The sequence below is a fragment of the Thermosulfurimonas sp. genome (assembly GCF_015491435.1).
Taxonomy (GTDB): domain Bacteria; phylum Desulfobacterota; class Thermodesulfobacteria; order Thermodesulfobacteriales; family Thermodesulfobacteriaceae; genus Thermosulfurimonas_A.
Genome location: NZ_WFVX01000194.1, coordinates 1 through 16,311 on the forward strand (window position 1 = coordinate 1; position 16,311 = coordinate 16,311).

Here is a 16,311-nt window from a genome sequence, read left to right on the forward strand (position 1 = left end):
ACCTCTTCCTTACCAAGGAAGTGCTCTACCTCCTGAGCTACGTGGGCTCCTTATTATCCCTCTGGAGCGGGAGACGGGACTCGAACCCGCAACCCTCAGCTTGGAAGGCTGATGCTCTGCCACTTGAGCTACTCCCGCTCCCTTCCTTCTTCCCAGATAAAATTCCTTATCTGAAGTTATGGTGGAGGGGGGAGGATTCGAACCTCCGAAGGCTGAGCCATCGGGTTTACAGCCCGACCCCTTTGACCGCTCGGGAACCCCTCCATCAAAAAAGCAGGCCTGATTACTCAGACCTGCTTTGCAATTATAACCCGAGGTTAAACAGTGTCAAGGGATTACTCGGAAGACTCCTCCCCGCTAGCCTCCGAAGCCTCACCCTCTTCGGCCTCGGTTTCCCCGGGGGCCTCGGCCGCGGCTTCTGCCGCCACCGGGGCCAGCGCCTTCATCTGGGCGCGGACATCCCGGGAATAAAGATCGAACACATAGGCCGTGGTTCGATAGACCAGATGCGCAAACTTGGAATAGGGAATGCTCAGGAAAAGCATGAACACGGTCATAAGATGCAGGGCATACATCCCGGGATAGAACCCGTTGTGAAGCAGACGCAGGATCTCGGTAAGCAACCCGGTAACTCCCACCGCCAGGATGAGATAGATCAGGAACCAGTCCTGATAGGAACTGGAAAGCTTCCCTTCCGCCGCCGCTCGGCTCCGATTGGCGATGATGCTTATTACTCCATAAAGCAGCAGAATAGCCCCGATATTGGCCAAGATCTTCACCGGATTATATAGCGGCCAGGGGGTGTGGAACCCGAACACATCCGCGGCGATGAATACCGTAGCCGTCACAAAGAAGAGGATGATAAAGGACCAGAGCAGCATCCGGTGACCGTTGAACCGCCACTGGTTGGCCCCGCACTCCTTAAACCGGGAGTGCGCCAGGACCTCCCGGATGGCCGGCCCCAAATAAGTGGTCACCAGGGACCAGAACCCCATCCGATAGGCCGCTGGAATACCCGCATTCTCCACCATCCCGTTCCACATGCGGTTGACCCCAATGGCCACCATCACCACCACAAACCCGGCCAGGGGAATAAACACCGCATCTATGGCCAGCACATTGGAGGTGAGCTTAAGGAAAAGAATATGCACCTCCTCCACATGCAGCGAGGGGATCAGATCCCAGTGGAAGATCCCCGGAATCCCCCCCATAAAAAAGCTCATGGACAGGGTCACAAATACCAGAGCAATAAGGAACACAATGGGAAGGCCCCAGGGTTTGTTATAAAAGGTCCACAGGAACTTAAACTCCGTCAGCTCCCGCACGGCCATATTCCGCAGGGCCCCCAGTACATCCCCCGGCCGCGCCCCGCGCGGACAGTACACCGTGCAATCCCCGCACTGGTGACAGAGCCATAGCGCCGGATCCGAAAGGAGTTTCTCCTTGAAACCCCACTGCCCCAGGAGCATCTGCTTCCGCGGGAACGGAACCTCCTCCGTGGCCAGGGGACACACCGAAGCACAGGTGGCACACTGATAACACTTCTTGACCGTATCCCCTCCGGCGGCCTGGATCTCCTTGACCGTCCTTACATCGGGCTCTAAACGGGCCATATCTTACCTCCTTACCATCCCTTAAATGGGCTTTCTCCGTATTCCTGAAGGAAGGCCACAAACTCGTCCATAATCTTGGGAATCCTCTCCGACTCGTCAATGGCCACGATCTCCAGTTTCACCCGCTCCGTCTCCAGAGCCAGCTGCTGGAGGGTCTCGGCTACATTCTCCATACGCCGGTTGGCCAGCTCGCTACCCTTGATGAAGTGGCACTGATAGTTCTCGCCGAACTTGCAGCCCATGAGAAGCACTCCGTCAAAGCCCTTACTCATGGCATCCTTTACAAAAGCCACATTCACCGCTCCCAGACACCGCACCGGAATGATCCGGAAAGCCACCGGCAGATTCATGCGCCGATAAGCCGCCATATCCAGGGCCGGAAGGGCGTCGTTCTCACATACAAAGGTCATCACCCGGTAGAGACCGTAATCCGGCTCCGGCATCTCACAGGCCTTGATCATGTTGGAGATCATATCCACACTGTAATCCTTGAAACTGATGATCCGCTGCGGACAGGCCCCGAAACAGGTACCGCACCGCCGGCACCGGGTAGGATTGGGCATGGGCGTCCCCTTCTCGTCCTCGTCCAGCGCCCCGAAGGGACATTCCTCCGTACACCGCTTACACTGCGTGCACATCTTGAGATCGAACTCCGGAAAGGCAAAATCCCAGGTCCGGGGATGCACCGCATGCCCCATCTCAATGGCCTTGATACACTGAAGGGCCTTGAGAGCCGCCCCCGTGGCATCCTCCATGGCCTGAAAGATGGTCATGGGCTGGTGCACCGCCCCGGCGGCATAGATGCCCGTACGCCGGGTCTCGTAAGGGAAACAGATATAGTTGGAATCCGCAAAACCGTAAAAGAGCTCCAGCTCCGGAAATCCGGCCCCCTGTCGATACTGCAGGGGAATAATGGGATCTTCAGAAGTGGCCGGAACCATACCCGTGGCCAGCACCACCATATCTACCGGGATCTCCACCTCCTCCCCGAAAAGGGTCTGATCCACCCGCACCACCAGACGTCCTTCCTCCTCCCGGATCTCCTTGACCTCTCCCTTGGTAAGAAAGACTCCCGGATCATCCTGCATGGACTTATAGAAATTCTCGTAGATCCCTACCGTGCGCATGTCCTTGTAAATGATATAGGCCTTGGCCTCGGGATCGACCTCGCGCACATATTTGGCCTGCTTGAGGGAGACCAGACAACACACCGAGGAACAATAAGGGAGATGATTCTCATCCCGCTGCCCGGCACACTGCACAAAAAGCACGCTCTTTACCGGAGAACCATCTTTCCTCTTGATCTCCCCCTTCGCCGCCATCTCCTCGAATTCCACGTTGGTAACCACGTTCTCAAACTTTCCGTAACCCAGCTCCTCCAGCTTGGAAGCATCATAGGGTTTCCACCCCGCAGCCACCACAATGGCCCCTACCTTTACCTCCTCCTCGCTGCCTCCTTTACTGATGGTCACGGTAAAGAGACCCGGCGCCCCCTTGATGCTGGTTACCTGCGCCCCGGTATAGACCGTGATCTTGTCGTTCCCCTGCACCTCCGAGATAAGACGCCCCACAATGGGTTCGGTGATACCGTCAAAGGGGGGCTCGGCCTTCACCTGGGCCTTCATCCGGGCGGCAAAACCACCCAGCTCTCCCTCTTTCTCCACGATAATGGCCTCGTGCCCGGCCTTGGCTACCTCCAGGGCCGCGGTAAGCCCGGCCACACCTCCACCTATGACCAGCACGCTCTGCGAAATCTCCTCCTCGGGCTTATAAGGCTCCGGATGGTGATAACTCTGAAGCTTGGCCACCCCCATCCGGACATAATCCTTGGCCAGGGCCATGAGCTCATCCTTAAAGGTGACCCCCTCGGCCACCTCCTTGCTGTCGTCCACCTCTTCCTCTCCCTCACCGGGCACCGGAAAACGACTCCAGACCACCCCTTCCCGCAGACTCACCCTCTCTACCGCTACCTTGCCGAAATTAAAGACATCGTAGTTGACCCGCGGAGAACAGGCACATATAGCTATTCCCTCCAGCCCCTCGTTCTGGATGGCCTCGTTAATGAACTGACAGCCTTCTTTACTGCAGAGAAACTCCCGCGAGGCCGCGAACTCGGCCCCCTGCTCCCGGGCCGCAGCCTCGAGATCCCCTACCTCCAACCGATCTCCAATATTACAAGAAGTACAAATAAAGGCTCCGATCTTCATGGATTACCCCCTTACAATGGTCTGTATAGCTTTGAGAGCGGCGGCCGTGGCCGTCTCGTTGGAAGTCATTACATCCAAGGGCATCCGGGCACATCCACAGGCATACATGCCCTCGGTAATCTGTACGAAACCGTTCTCATCCACCCGTACCCCCGCCGGAAGCTCCATCCCGGCCAGCGAGGGCTGCATTCCCGTGGCCAGCACCACCATATTCACCCGCTGCTCCACCTTCTTACCCGAAAGCGTATCCTCGGCCGTTACTATCAGGTCCTTGCTTCCGGGATCCTCCTCGATCTTGGCCACCTTACCCTTGATAAAGTTGATCCGGGCCTCCTCCTGCGCCCGCCGCAAAAACTTCTCGTAACGACCCGGGGTCCGAATATCAATGTAAAAGATATAAATCTCCGTATCCTGATTCTGCTCGGCCAGATAAAGGCTCTGCTTGAGCGAGGCCAGACAGCAGATATAGGAACAATAGGGCAGATGATTCTCATCCCTGGAGCCCGCACACTGCACAAAGGCCACCGTCTTGGGCTCGGTCTGATCCGAGGGGCGCAGGATCTTCCCCCCGGTGGGCCCGTTGGGAGAGGCCAGACGCTCCATCTCCATGTTGGTGATCACGTTCTCAAAACGCCCGTAACCCAGATTGTCGAGCTTTCTGGCATCGTAGGGCTTCCACCCGGTAGCCCAGATAATGGCCCCCACCTCCAGCTCCACCGTCTGGGGCTGCATGTTCGGATCGATAGCATTGTACTTACAGGCCTGCATGATCCGATCCAGATCTCCGTCCGCCAGAGCGGACTTGTCCAGGACATAACGCATGGGGAAGGCCATGGGATGGGGAAGATAGATGGCCTTGGTCTTGGAACGACCGAAATCGAAAGCGTTGTCCCTTTCCCCCTGACAGACCTTTTCGCACTCCCCACAGGCCGTACAGTTTTCGTTTACGTAACGGGGGGCTATCTCCACCGTGACCCGATAATTACCCGGCCCCCCGCTAATATTCTTTACCGTGGCCATGGTATAAACCGTAATGCGGGGATTGGTCTTGATGCGCCGGTAGTTCATCTCCAGCCCGCAGGTAGGAGGACAGAGCTTGGGGAAATAATATCGCAGCTGAGCCACCCGCCCTCCCAGGGAAGGTTCCTTCTCCACCAGATATACATCGTATTCCATCTCGGCCGCCTCCACGGCCGCCGTAATACCGCTTATCCCTCCGCCTACCACCAAAATTTTATCGTAAGCCATAACCGCCTCCTCCCGGTTTTATAACCTTAGCTTGCACCGAAGGTCCTACCGGACCCTCCGTACAAACCAAGGATAAAAAGAGGGGGGCCTCCCGGCCCCCCCCTCGGAAGACCCCTTCCGCTTACGGTCCCAGAGGATCGGGGATGATCTGGATGTAGGGGAACTTCTCCATCTTCCACTCGCCGGTCTCGGGATCCACACTGGAAAGGGTGAAGCAGCGCCAGTTCTGATCGTCGAGATCCGGGAAGTCGGCCCGATAGTAGTAACCCGGATACCGGCTCTCCTCACGGAAGAGGATGTGCCGGAGATGGGCCTCGGCCGTCCATACCCGGTGGATGTTCTCCCAGGCCCGCATGAGCTCGTGCAGATCCCGGGCCGCCGCAAGCTGCATGTCCTCCTTGAGCATGGTGAGGAGCTCAAGCCCCTGCTCCAGCATGATCTTGTTGGTCTGATAGTAAGTGGAGGTTCCAGCCACATACTCGTCCATGATCTTCATCAGCCGGTTCTGGATCTGCCGCGGCAGGAGGTAGTTGGGGTTGATCTCATAGACCGTGGTGGCGTTCTTGAACTCCTCAAACCGGTACCACGGAGCATAGATCTCCTTCTTGTAGTCCTCGGCGCTGCGCTTCGGAGTGGGCTTGAAGTCCTTGTGATCCAGGCAGAACTTCACCATGGCCTTGGCCGCAATACGACCCTCCACGTGGGAACCGGAGGAGAACTTGTGTCCGCAGGCCCCCACAGTGTCACCGGCGCAGAACATACCCTTCACCGTGGTCATCCGGTTATAACGGCCGATCTCGTCCCAGGGCTTCTTGTATTCCTCGGGCACCCAGTCCTCATCCGGACCGCAGCACCAGGCCCCGGCACAACCGGCGTGCGAACCCAGGAAGTAGGGCTCGGTGGGCATGATCTCGGAGGGCTTCTTCTCGGGCTCAATGTTCAGGCAGGCCCAGAGTCCGGCCTGGGTTACGCACATGTCCAGGAAGTCCTCCCAGGCCTCGGCCTCGAGCTTCTTAAACTCCTTCTTATCCATGCTCTTCATGGCCTCCTGAAGGGCCCACTCGGTGTGCATATAGATGGGACCCCGCCCCTCTTTCATCTCGATGAGCATGGCGTGGTTACGCAGACAGGTACCCACCACCGAGGCCTCGCTGTAAGGAGCGAACTTCTTGAGCTCGTCCTTGTGCTTGGCAATGTAGTCCTCATCAAAGGCGTTGGTAGCCCGGGCCTTAAAGAGGAGGAACCAGGCTCCCACCGGTCCATAACCGTCCTTGAATCGGGCGGGAACGAAACGGTTCTCCATGAGAACCAGCTTACCCCCGCTCATGAGCACCATGGCGTAACCGGAACCGGGGTTCCACACCGGATACCAGGTACGCCCCATTCCCTCACCCTGGGAACGAGGACGGAAGATGTTCACCGCTCCACCCGTAGAGATCAGAGTGGCGTTGGCCTTGATGATGTAGATCTTGTTCTCACGTACGGAAAAGCCCACACCGCCACAGCACCGGTTGGGCTCGTTGGCATCCAGAAGAGGCCGCACGATGAAGACCCGCTCCAGGATGACGCCGTTGTCTCCCATCTGATCCATGGCGTTCTTGGCCGCCTCGGCCACGATCACCTTATAGGACTCACCGTTGATCATGATCTGCCAGCGACCGGAACGCACCGGCTTGGCTCCGCCCTTAAGCGTGAGGCCCTTGGCCTTGGCCTCGGCCCCATCGAGGGTCTTTCCATCCTCGGTCTTCTTCCAGATGGGAAGACCCCACTCCTCAAAACAGTGTACGGTGTCGTCCACGTGCCGGCCCACATCGAAGGAAAGGTCCTCCCGGATGATCCCCATCAGGTCGCAGCGCACCATCCGGACATAGTCATCCGGCTTGTTCTCGCCGATATAGGTGTTGATGGCCGAAAGACCCATGGCCACCGCCCCGGAACGCTCCAGAGCCGCCTTGTCGCAAAGTACGATCTTAAGCCCGGCCTGTTTGGCCCAGCGTACGGCCTCCACCGCAGCCCCGCAGGCGGCCATTCCGCCACCTACGATAAGGATATCCGTCTCCATCTCTACGATTTCGGGCTCGGCCAAAGGTAACCCAGGATTGTAAGACCAAATCCTACCCATAACTCTCCCTCCTTTCTAAAATTTTTCTAAACACCCCAAATTCTTTACCCCGCAAACTTGATCGCCACCGGATTCTCCGGGGTAGCCGGAGTCACACCGTCGGCAATCTCAGTAAACAGACGATTGTCACCCAGAGCGGAAAGATCCGGATCCGGCTTGCCCACCGTGGGATCAGCAGAACCCTCGGGCGTGGTCCGAATGGGGAACTTAAAACGCTTCACCACCCCGTTCCGGAACTTAATGGTCCACATAATGTCCGTGGTACCCCGCATGGGCTGACAGGACGCACCCAGAGGAGAAAAGTCCGAATAATGCCGCACCGAGATCGCACCCTGCGGGCAGCTCTTCACGCAGCTGTAGCATTCCCAGCACTGATCCGGCTCCTGGTTATAGGCCTTCATGTTCTCGGTGTCCAGAATCATGAGGTCGTTGGGACAGATGTACATACAAACCGTCCGATCACCACCCTTGCATCCGTCACACTTTTCGGGATTTACATAGCTCGGCATACTCCCTACCTCCTTACATTATTTTTGGGCCTTCCGGCCTTACAGCCCCTAATCTTACCTATCACAACTTCCATTTTTATGGCAAGTTTCATATTCGCCAATCGCCAGACATTATTACTTTTTTTAAACCTCTATCTCCGGAGGAGGCAGATATTCAGACTCCTTGGCCGCCATCTCTTTGATCTCCCCGATCTTAGCCAGCACCCCCTCTACCACCTCGGGACCCAGAGACTTCTTTTCCACCACCTGGTTAAAGAGCTCCCGCATAAAGGCCACCGGAACATCGGTGATGGCCCCCCGGGAGTCCACCCGGGCGGTCTCAAACTCGGCCAGGATCTTATTCTTGAGATCCTCGCTTACCTCCACCTCAAGGAGCCTGAGCTCTCCACCAAACATGTATTTAATATGCTCCTCAAGGCCCGTACCCTTAATCTTTTCCATCCGACTATCATCCAAAAGCACCACCATAAAGTAGGCCATTTTTCTCCCTCCTCGCTAATTTTTAATCTTTAGAGGTCCTCCAGATCGACCTCGAGCTCCTTCTCCTTATTGATTACATACTTCTCATTACAGAACGGATAACCGAAGTGCTTCCACCACTTGACCACCACCTTGTAAACCTCCGGACGCATGATAATGCTCGGGGGCTGCACACCCTCGGCCACCATGCCCCGGAGGAAGCTTCCGGAAAGCTTCTCCCGCTTGTGCCCGCAGGTCTCGGAATAGGCCATCTCCTTACAGGTGGGGCAGTAGGAGAATTCCCGCATGTTCTGCGGCCGAATCTTGAGCCCGTAAGGAACATCGGTGGGCGGAGCCGGGAACCCGAAACTGGGAATCCCCTTGGTCCAAAGGATCTGGGTGGCAAACTTGTCGTAATATTCACCCACCGCCGCATGGTCACGCCCGAACATGTGATGGGTGCAACCCATGTTCTGACGGATGATTCCATGCAGCAGAGATTCCAGCGGGTTACCATAGCGCATATCCCAGAGCACAATGCTCACCAGATGCCGCTCGGGCTTAATGTACCCGTACTTGTTTACCGCCTCGTGGGCCTCCACAATGGCCTCGTCCGGATAATCGCCCCGGCGCTTCACCCCGATCACGGCATTGACCAGGATACCGTGACAGGGCTCCACATCGCCGGTAAAGGCCGCACACTTCATCAGGAATTCATGCCCCACGTGGGGTACGTTCCGGGTCTGGTGGTTGATTACCGTACGCCAACCGCGCTTCTCAAACTCCTCCCGGGACTTGCGCGGCGGGAACCAGAAACGATCAAACGGGGGCTTAAGCTTGGGAGGATTGATAATGGTGTACTTTCCGGCCAGCACATAGGGCTGATGACTGCGATAGATCACCCACCCCGGATGCTTCTTGTCGAACTTCTGCTGCACCACCTCGGGATTGGTCTCCGGATCACCAAAGGTCTTGTAGGCCAGCTCCTCGGGATCGATCTCGTAGATCTCTTCGATATCCAGAATGGCAAAGGGCTTGCCCTTGAGGGTAAGCCCGAGACGATCCCCCACTTCGACCCCGAGCTTGTTGAGATCGTCCTTGCTGATATCGAAAATCAGAGGATAGGGGAAGATCCACTCGTTGAGCAACCGGCGCTCCTTAAGAACGCGCTCCACCTCGGCCTGCTTCATGGACCCCTCTACCGGGCTGAAGAACCCGTAACAGATGGACATGATCTCCCGATAAACATTACGAACCGGAACCCCGGTTTCATAGTGGAGCGTGGGCTTAATTTCATAGACGGCATTACAACTCTTCCAGATCTTACGGGCCACCCTTTTGTCCTCGATAACCCGTTCGACCAGACGCCCACCGTGCGGAAGAGGCCGCTCAATCAAAAGACTGGACATCATACACCTCCTTGCTCAGACTTTTATTTAGAGATCTCGTGGAACTCCATAATCGTCCGAAGTAGTTATAGAATTAAAGTAACTTCCTTGTCAAGGTTCGATTTGGCTCCTTAGAGCAAATTTTTTGAAATTTGTTAAATTTTTCCCATGCGCAGTCGAACAATCGGACTAATCCTTGCCGGGGGAGAGGCGAGAAGGTTCGGAGGGGGCAAGGCCCTGGCCCATCTCCGGGGAAGGCCCCTGGTCCTGTGGGTAAGGGAGGCCCTGTGCCCCTTGTGCAGGGAAATCTGGCTCTCCCTGCGCCATCCCGGACAGACCGAGGGGATCCTGGCCCGGGAATTCACGCGGGTGGTCCTGGACCCCTTTCCGGGAGAAGGTCCCCTTAGCGGAATCCTGGGCGGACTCAGGGCTCTGGCCCCCGGGGAAACGCTACTGGTGGCAAGCTGCGATCAGCCTCTCCTTAAGCCCGCCCTCCTCCAAAAACTCCAGATCGAATTCTTTCGGGGGGACTTCTGGGTCGGATTCTGCCTGAACGCCCGGGGCCAACCGGAACCTTTCCCGGGATTCTACGCCCGAGAGCTTCTTCCCTTTCTCGAGGAATACCTCCGCAGGGGAAAAAGATCCCTCCGGGAATGGTTCCGGAGCCTTCCTCCCTCGAAAATCCTTGGCTTGAGCGCCGAAGCCTGGTATTCTTTAGATGATCAAGGTCTTACCTTCTTGAATATTAATTACCGGGAGGAGCTTGAAGCTATAGAGAGGTTTCTATCTTGAAAAGGCCCCTTATCCTTTGTGTAGATGACGATCCCACTATTCTTGAGCTGTTGGGTGATTACCTGGAGGCTTTAGGCTACGGGGTGTTGAAGGCTGACAACGGGGAAGAGGGCCTACTGCTGGCCCGGGAGCACCTTCCGGATCTCATCCTTCTAGATGTGATGATGCCGGGGTTGTCCGGGTTTGAGGTCTGTCGGGAGTTAAAACGGGACCCGGCCACCCGGGACATTCCCGTGGTAATGGTTACCGCTCTGGGAGAGATCGAGGATCGTATCCAGGCCCTGGAGGCCGGGGCCGATGATTTCCTCACCAAACCCGTAGCTCTACCTGAGCTTAAGGCCCGGGTAAAGTCCCTCCTTGAGGTCAAGGCCTATCGGGACCATCTCAAGCAGCACAAGGAAGCCCTGGAAAAGGAGGTAGCCCTCAAGACACGGGAACTCCAGAAGACACTGGAGGCCCTGAGGCGTGCCCACCAACGGATCAAGGAACTCTCTCTGGAGGTAATTCTGCGTCTGTCCAGGGCGGCGGAGTACCGAGATGAACATACCGGAGAACATATTCAGCACATGGCCCATTACTCCGCCCTTCTGGCCCGAAAACTGGGATTGAACGAGGAAGCGGTAGAGAGCATCCTTTACGCCGCTCCCCTGCACGATATCGGGAAGATAGGCATTCCGGATCAGATCCTCCTTAAGCCCGGTCCCCTTGACGAACGGGAATGGGAGATCATGAAAAAGCACACCGAAATAGGGGCCGAGATCCTGCGCGGCACCAAAACGGGTTTCGTAAAGGTGGGGGAAATCGTAGCCCTTTACCATCATGAAAGATGGGACGGGAAGGGTTACCCCCGGGGACTTAAAGGGACCGAGATTCCCCTGGCGGCCCGGATCGTGGCGGTAGCGGATGTATTCGACGCCCTGACCAGCCATCGCCCCTATCGAAAGGCCCTTTCCCCGGAGGAGGCCTTCCGGATCATCGAGGAAGGTCTGGGAACCCAGTTTGATCCCCGGGTGGGGGAGGTCTTTCTGGAGAGTCGCGAGGAAATCCTCCGAATCAAAGAAACCTTTCGGGAACACGGAGAATCCAAGCTCTATCAACTCCTGAAGAGCCTGCGCGGAGATAAGGACTGAATATATGCACCTTCTGGCTGAAATTTGGGAAGACTTTTCCCAGCCTCCGGGGGTCTTTTTTACCCGGCTCTGTGAGATCCTGCGCCAGAAAAGTCGCTGTCTCCTGGTCTGGCTGGGGTTCGTCTCCGAAGACGAGGAGATAAGGCCGCGGGCCTTTTCCGGCAAACACTTCGCCTACATCCGGAATCTACGCATAGACCTCCGGGACCCGGAACTATCGCAGGGGCCCACCGCCCGGGCGGTACTGGAAAAGAGACCGGTGGTGGAACCGGATATCCCTTCCTCCCCCAGCTATGCTCCCTGGAGGGAAAAGGCCCTCTCCTTCGGTTTCCGTTCCTCTCTGGCCCTTCCCCTCATCTGTGAACAGGAGGTCTTTGGGACCCTTAATTTTTATGCCTCCAAGGAAAACTTTTTTACCCCGGAAATGGTAGCCCAGCTCGACCACCTGGCCCGGGAGGCGGCCCTGATCCTCAAACTCTACGAAATTTATGAACACCTCCGCGGAGAGAATCAGAGTCTCAGGAACAAACTGCAGCGTCTGGAGGACCTCCTTCAGGAAAAGGAACTTCAGATTCGGCATGCGGAGGAGGCCCGGGATCGATGGCTGGCCCTTATGGGACACGAACTGCGCACGCCCCTTACCTCCATCCTGGGTTTTAGTGAGATGTTGAGTTCCGGAATCCACGGCCTCCTCAACGAAAAACAGCTCCGCTACCTGAACCACATTCAGAAGAGCGCCCGCTTCATCCTTCAACTTACCGAAGCCCTTCAGAAGGTGGTCCGATTCAAATACCTGGAGGGCTCAACCCCTCAGAGCTTCCGGGTCGAACAGGTGGTGGAAGGAGCCGTGTTTCTCCTGCAACAGAAAATCAAGGAACGCCGGGTTCGAATCGAAATTCAGGGAAAAAAGAGCCTCTCTTGGAAGGGAAACCAACACCTCCTCCAGGAGATCATCTTCAATCTCCTCTCCAACGCCCTCAAATTCGGCCCGGAGGGTGGAACCATCTGGGTCCGAATAGGGGAAGAAACGGATCTGCATGCCCAACGATGGTTGAGCCTGGAGGTGGCTGATCAGGGGCCGGGAATAAGTCCTCAGGATTACGGACGTATCTTTAAACCCTTTGTCCAGGGAGGGGATCTCTATACCCAGAAACCCGAAGGGCTGGGGCTGGGATTGAGTCTGGCCCGGGAAATGGCCGAGACCCAGGGCGGTCTCCTTCTAGCCCTGCCCTCTTCCGGGGGAGCCCGTTTTCTCTGTCTCTTTCCAGAAAGAAACTATCACCTTAAACCCCTGGCCGAGGTCCTTTTGCTGGAATCACGCCCTGAGGTGGTTTATCGTCTGGCCCTGCTTTTGGCCGGAGAGAGGTTCCGAAGTCTGGCCTTTCCCGAAAAGGAGAGCCTGATCGCTCACTTTCGGGAGGATGCCTCCTGTAAGATTCCGGCCTTTGATCCCTGGGAGAACCCCCGTGAGACCCGCCACCTGCTCCTGGCCCTGAACGAGGAAGGTTTTCTGGGGCCGGTTCTCCTTTATCATGCCCGGGGGGATCGTCTCCATCTTATCCTGGGAGCCAATTTCCTGTGTCTTCGACCGCTTAATTTTGACTATCTGCGCCGGATTCAGACCGTCTATCTAAAACACTTTGATACCCTACCCTCCCGGGTCTTCCTCCGGGCCAGACCCCACATAAGCGGCGAGGCCACCCGCCTCCTCCAGGCCCTCAACGTAGAAATAACCCCGGATCCAGCCAGGGCCGAAATCCTCTCCATGGATCTGGGTCTTCCCGGTAAGGAAATAAAAGAAATCATGGATCGCTCCGGACACCTCAAGCCCCTCTTCATCAACTTTTCGGACAGTGCTCTTAAGCCCCCCGAGGGACTCAACCCCCTTCCTCCACGGGATATCCTGCGGGAATTAAATCGTCTGTCCCTGGGACTCAAAACGAAAATAGGCGGCGCAGGATCCCTCGCTTGAAACCATACAGGGCCCCACCGGGCTCTCCGGGGTGCAGAGACGAGCAAAGAGGGGACATTCCGGGGGAAGAATCCGGGCCCGCAAAACCTCCCCGCACCGGCAACCCGGTGGCTCCGGAGAGGGACGGAGAGCAACCCCAAAAACCCTTTCCGCAGCCAGATCCTCATAATCCGGACCGGGGATGAGCTTGCTGTCGGGGATGTTCCCCAATCCCCTCCAGCGGCCCTCCACCGGCCGAAATACCTCCCTGAGGAGACGCTGACCCCACGGATTCCCCTCCGGACGAACCACCCGGGAATACTGAATCTCGATGCTGGCCTTGCCTTCCTTTATAAGTTTCAACAGGATAAGAAGCCCCTCCAGGATGTCCCGGGGTTCAAAGCCGGTGATGACCCCGGGCAGACCGAAATCGCGGGGGATGAAGGCATAAGGATGGCTTCCGATAACCGCGCTTACATGTCCGGGCAAAAGAAGACCGTGCAGGGAAAGAGAGGGATCGGAAAGAAGGGCCCTTAGAGCCGGGGGCATGGTCCTCAGAGCGGAGAAAAAACAGAAATTCTTAAGCCTTCGCTTGCGGGCTTCGAGCAAGGCCACCGCATGGGCCGGAGCGGTGGTCTCAAACCCCACCCCTACCAGGACCACCCTCTGGGCCGGTTCCTCCTCGGCCACCTGGACCGCCTCCAGGGGAGAATAAATGATCCGCACCCTGGCTCCCCGGGCCCGGGCTTCCCGGAGCGAACCCCGGCTACCCGGAACCTTGATCAGGTCTCCGAACACGCACAGGGTTACTCCCGGATCCCCGGCCAGTTCCACCAGGAAATCTATCTCTTCCTGGGGCATAACACAGACCGGACATCCCGGCCCCGAAAGGAGCCGTACCTCCGGAGGCAGGAGCTTACGCAGACCGAAACGGAAGATGTTTACGGTGTGGGTGCCGCATACCTCCATGAGGACATATTTTTCGGGCATCAGTCCTTAGGCCTCCCGGCGAGGATCTGCCGGGCCTCCGGTGGAAGTTCCCTGGTCGGAAGGCCCAGAAGTTCCTTCAGACGCAGGGCATTTTCCGGGGCCCAGCCCAGGGCATCGTTATCGAAATAAACATAAACCCTGGCTACCTGAAAGGACCTGATCTTACGGCTCCATTCCCTTAATTCCTCCTCAGTATAACAGGATCGATACAGGGTGCGGGAGCCGTGCAAACGAAGGTAAGTAAAATCCGCGGTCAGGGCGGGAAACAGGGAAGGATACCTGCCAGCGGTATCCGAAAGACATAGAGCCACCCCATAACGTTTGAGCTGGGAAAGGAACTCGGTACAGTGAAAACTGGCGTGTCTTATCTCCAGGGCCACCGGAAACTCCCGGGGAAGAAGGGCCAGGAACTCCTCCATGATTTCAGGATGGTAGCTCAGGCCGGGAGGAAGCTGAAAGAGGATCACTCCCAGTTTGGGATAGAGGGGTTCCAGAGAGGCATAGAATCGGAGCAGCGGTTCCCTCACCTCCCTCAGCTTCCGAATATGGGTTATGTAGCGGCTGGCCTTTACGGCAAAGATAAAGTCCTCCGGGGTCTCCTCCAGCCAGGCCTTCAGGGTTCGGGGTTTGATGGTTCCGTAGAAGGTGGCATTGACCTCCACGGTATCGAAATATTCGGTGTAATAACGCAGCCATTTGCGGGTGGGAAGGGTCTGGGGATAAAAGACCCCCCGCCAGTGACGATAGCGCCAGCCCGAGGTTCCCACCCGAATGTCTTTCATATTGACACCCTTCCAAAAGGAAATTATAGATTTAGAGGCCAAATTTACCAGGAAGGAGGATGGGTCTTGCCTCTACACAAATCGGCGGCCAAGGCTTTAAGACAGAGCGAGAAGCGGCGTCTGCGCAACAAGGCCATCAAAACCAGGGTAAAAACGGTAACCAAGAAGTTTCTGAAGACGCTGGAGGAAGGTGACCTGGTGCGGGCGGAGGAGGCTTTTCGGGAAGCCCAGAGCGTAATTCAGAGGGCGGTGAGCAAGGGCACCCTTCACTGGCGCACCGCGGCCCGCAAGATCTCCCGCCTGGCGGCCAAATTGAATGCCAAAAAGGCCGCCCTTTCCGGTCAGGCCTAGTTCACCCCGGTGGGGACGTAGCTCAGTTGGGAGAGCGCCAGAATCGCAATCTGGAGGTCGCGGGTTCGAATCCCGCCGTCTCCACCATGATTTTTAAGGGTCCTGGAGGGTAAGACCAGGGCCTCACTTAGGCCCCCACATGGGCAATGATGGCTCTTATGAGCTGGTGAAAGCCGGGGTTAAGAGGGTGAAACCAGCTGACATGATCCCGGCCAGGACCTTAAGCCAGATCTCTAGCCTTACCAAACGGGCCTCCATTTCACCAAAGCGGGCCTCAAATTCCGCTCTCAAGGAACCTCCTCGCTGGTGGTACCTAAATTTTTATGTCCGGGGATAGAGATAGAGCCCTGTAAAACCCGAATCTACAAGCCAGGAATATCTTGACCAAGTAATTGAAGAATTCGTAACCTATCTTGAAACCCTCAATTTCTCGCCTCTGCCTTCGGATCTGGCCGCGGTTTTCTTAAACGGAAAAATCCATTCGCCAGAAAATTAAAGAGGCAATGAGGTCCGGGAATACACCACCTATGTGGCTCTGGGACTTACCCTCAATGGCCGAAAGCTGATCCTGGGCCTTTCTTCCCTTACTCAGGCCTTCTTCCCCGGGGCAGATATTCAGCTCTGCACCGTACATCTTCTGCGCAACGCCAGAAGACACCTCAGCCGAGAGCACCATCGAACTTTCAAGAAACTATTTCCAGAGGTGTTACTGCAAGGCGATTTTGTCACCCTTAATTGCAAAGCCAAAATGTCACCCCCTCCTGCTAAA

Annotated in this window: 16 protein-coding genes and 3 tRNA genes; 6 read left to right on the forward strand and 13 right to left on the reverse strand. The window is 56.6% G+C overall.

Annotated features, from left to right (window positions below; genetic code table 11):
- Positions 1–62: 62 nt before the first annotated feature.
- From F8J34_RS08985 to sat, 9 genes are all read right to left on the reverse strand, one after another.
- Positions 63–138: transfer RNA gene (locus tag F8J34_RS08985), tRNA-Gly, on the reverse strand.
- A gap of 41 nt (positions 139–179) precedes the next feature.
- Positions 180–264 (reverse strand) — tRNA-Tyr (locus tag F8J34_RS08990).
- Between the two features lie 71 nt (positions 265–335).
- Entirely contained in the window at positions 336–1,613 is a 1,278-nt protein-coding gene (qmoC, locus tag F8J34_RS08995) for a quinone-interacting membrane-bound oxidoreductase complex subunit QmoC (protein ID WP_297058582.1), read from the reverse strand.
- An 11-nt stretch (positions 1,614–1,624) separates the two neighbouring features.
- The gene (locus F8J34_RS09000) at positions 1,625–3,820 is read right to left on the reverse strand and encodes a hydrogenase iron-sulfur subunit (protein WP_297058585.1); all 2,196 of its coding nucleotides are present in this window, start codon (positions 3,818–3,820) and stop codon (positions 1,625–1,627) included.
- Positions 3,821–3,823: 3 nt separating this feature from the next.
- Positions 3,824–5,068: a CoB--CoM heterodisulfide reductase iron-sulfur subunit A family protein gene (locus tag F8J34_RS09005; RefSeq protein WP_297058589.1), complete on the reverse strand. Its 1,245-nt coding sequence runs from the start codon at positions 5,066–5,068 to the stop codon at positions 3,824–3,826.
- A 121-nt stretch (positions 5,069–5,189) separates the two neighbouring features.
- Positions 5,190–7,190 (reverse strand): adenylyl-sulfate reductase subunit alpha, encoded by a 2,001-nt coding sequence (aprA, locus tag F8J34_RS09010; protein WP_297058591.1) that lies wholly within the window; start codon positions 7,188–7,190, stop codon positions 5,190–5,192.
- A gap of 44 nt (positions 7,191–7,234) precedes the next feature.
- Positions 7,235–7,699 carry an adenylyl-sulfate reductase subunit beta gene (aprB, locus tag F8J34_RS09015; RefSeq protein ID WP_297058594.1) on the reverse strand — a complete coding sequence of 155 codons (465 nt, stop codon included), beginning with the start codon at positions 7,697–7,699 and terminating at the stop codon, positions 7,235–7,237.
- 123 nt (positions 7,700–7,822) lie between these two features.
- Entirely contained in the window at positions 7,823–8,179 is a 357-nt protein-coding gene (locus F8J34_RS09020) for a hypothetical protein (protein ID WP_297058597.1), read from the reverse strand.
- A 29-nt stretch (positions 8,180–8,208) separates the two neighbouring features.
- A complete protein-coding gene (gene sat / locus F8J34_RS09025; protein ID WP_297058600.1) occupies positions 8,209–9,567 on the reverse strand; it encodes a sulfate adenylyltransferase in 1,359 nt (452 codons plus the stop codon).
- A gap of 147 nt (positions 9,568–9,714) precedes the next feature.
- Between sat and F8J34_RS09030 the strand changes: the two genes are divergently transcribed.
- From F8J34_RS09030 to F8J34_RS09040, 3 genes are read left to right on the forward strand one after another with little or no spacing between them, the layout of a single operon-like run.
- On the forward strand, positions 9,715–10,338 hold the full coding sequence (locus F8J34_RS09030; RefSeq protein WP_297058603.1) for a molybdenum cofactor guanylyltransferase: 624 nt from the start codon (positions 9,715–9,717) through the stop codon (positions 10,336–10,338).
- Positions 10,335–11,468, forward strand: coding sequence for a two-component system response regulator (locus F8J34_RS09035; RefSeq protein WP_297058606.1), 1,134 nt, complete (start codon positions 10,335–10,337; stop codon positions 11,466–11,468). The genes F8J34_RS09030 and F8J34_RS09035 overlap by 4 nt, the downstream gene beginning before the upstream one ends.
- Positions 11,469–11,472: 4 nt before the next feature.
- Entirely contained in the window at positions 11,473–13,440 is a 1,968-nt protein-coding gene (locus F8J34_RS09040; protein ID WP_297058608.1) for a GAF domain-containing sensor histidine kinase, read from the forward strand.
- Here F8J34_RS09040 and hypD read toward each other — a convergent pair.
- Together hypD and F8J34_RS09050 are read right to left on the reverse strand one after the other, a co-directional pair.
- Positions 13,381–14,409, reverse strand: a complete 1,029-nt coding sequence (gene hypD / locus F8J34_RS09045; protein WP_297058611.1) for a hydrogenase formation protein HypD — start codon at positions 14,407–14,409, stop codon at positions 13,381–13,383. The two genes, F8J34_RS09040 and hypD, sit on opposite strands and share 60 nt — an antisense overlap.
- On the reverse strand, positions 14,409–15,191 hold the full coding sequence (locus tag F8J34_RS09050; RefSeq protein ID WP_297058615.1) for a DUF72 domain-containing protein: 783 nt from the start codon (positions 15,189–15,191) through the stop codon (positions 14,409–14,411). The genes hypD and F8J34_RS09050 overlap by 1 nt, the downstream gene beginning before the upstream one ends.
- 66 nt (positions 15,192–15,257) lie before the next feature.
- Between F8J34_RS09050 and rpsT the strand changes: the two genes are divergently transcribed.
- Both rpsT and F8J34_RS09060 read left to right on the forward strand, forming a co-directional pair.
- The gene (gene rpsT / locus F8J34_RS09055; RefSeq protein WP_297058618.1) at positions 15,258–15,542 is read left to right on the forward strand and encodes a 30S ribosomal protein S20; all 285 of its coding nucleotides are present in this window, start codon (positions 15,258–15,260) and stop codon (positions 15,540–15,542) included.
- Positions 15,543–15,553: 11 nt separating this feature from the next.
- Positions 15,554–15,629 (forward strand) — tRNA-Ala (locus F8J34_RS09060).
- Between the two features lie 69 nt (positions 15,630–15,698).
- Here the strand turns inward: F8J34_RS09060 and F8J34_RS09065 are convergent.
- The gene (locus F8J34_RS09065; protein ID WP_297058620.1) at positions 15,699–15,833 is read right to left on the reverse strand and encodes a hypothetical protein; all 135 of its coding nucleotides are present in this window, start codon (positions 15,831–15,833) and stop codon (positions 15,699–15,701) included.
- Positions 15,834–16,005: 172 nt separating this feature from the next.
- Positions 16,006–16,218: a hypothetical protein gene (locus F8J34_RS09070; protein ID WP_297058623.1), complete on the reverse strand. Its 213-nt coding sequence runs from the start codon at positions 16,216–16,218 to the stop codon at positions 16,006–16,008.
- Here F8J34_RS09070 and F8J34_RS09840 point away from each other — a divergent pair.
- A partial coding sequence (locus F8J34_RS09840; RefSeq protein ID WP_363315439.1) for a hypothetical protein occupies positions 16,156–16,311 on the forward strand: 156 nt, incomplete at its 3' end. The two genes, F8J34_RS09070 and F8J34_RS09840, sit on opposite strands and share 63 nt — an antisense overlap.

What these genes read in the sequence shown, in the direction of transcription:
- qmoC (WP_297058582.1), bottom strand. Translation starts at nt 1,613, where the DNA reads ATGGCCCGTTTAGAGCCCGATGTAAGGACGGTCAAGGAGATCCAGGCC.
- F8J34_RS09000 (WP_297058585.1), bottom strand. Translation starts at nt 3,820, where the DNA reads ATGAAGATCGGAGCCTTTATTTGTACTTCTTGTAATATTGGAGATCGG.
- F8J34_RS09005 (WP_297058589.1), bottom strand. Translation starts at nt 5,068, where the DNA reads ATGGCTTACGATAAAATTTTGGTGGTAGGCGGAGGGATAAGCGGTATT.
- aprA (WP_297058591.1), bottom strand. Translation starts at nt 7,190, where the DNA reads ATGGGTAGGATTTGGTCTTACAATCCTGGGTTACCTTTGGCCGAGCCC.
- aprB (WP_297058594.1), bottom strand. Translation starts at nt 7,699, where the DNA reads ATGCCGAGCTATGTAAATCCCGAAAAGTGTGACGGATGCAAGGGTGGT.
- F8J34_RS09020 (WP_297058597.1), bottom strand. Translation starts at nt 8,179, where the DNA reads ATGGCCTACTTTATGGTGGTGCTTTTGGATGATAGTCGGATGGAAAAG.
- sat (WP_297058600.1), bottom strand. Translation starts at nt 9,567, where the DNA reads ATGTCCAGTCTTTTGATTGAGCGGCCTCTTCCGCACGGTGGGCGTCTG.
- F8J34_RS09030 (WP_297058603.1), top strand. Translation starts at nt 9,715, where the DNA reads ATGCGCAGTCGAACAATCGGACTAATCCTTGCCGGGGGAGAGGCGAGA.
- F8J34_RS09040 (WP_297058608.1), top strand. Translation starts at nt 11,473, where the DNA reads ATGCACCTTCTGGCTGAAATTTGGGAAGACTTTTCCCAGCCTCCGGGG.
- hypD (WP_297058611.1), bottom strand. Translation starts at nt 14,409, where the DNA reads ATGCCCGAAAAATATGTCCTCATGGAGGTATGCGGCACCCACACCGTA.
- F8J34_RS09050 (WP_297058615.1), bottom strand. Translation starts at nt 15,191, where the DNA reads ATGAAAGACATTCGGGTGGGAACCTCGGGCTGGCGCTATCGTCACTGG.
- F8J34_RS09070 (WP_297058623.1), bottom strand. Translation starts at nt 16,218, where the DNA reads ATGGTGCTCTCGGCTGAGGTGTCTTCTGGCGTTGCGCAGAAGATGTAC.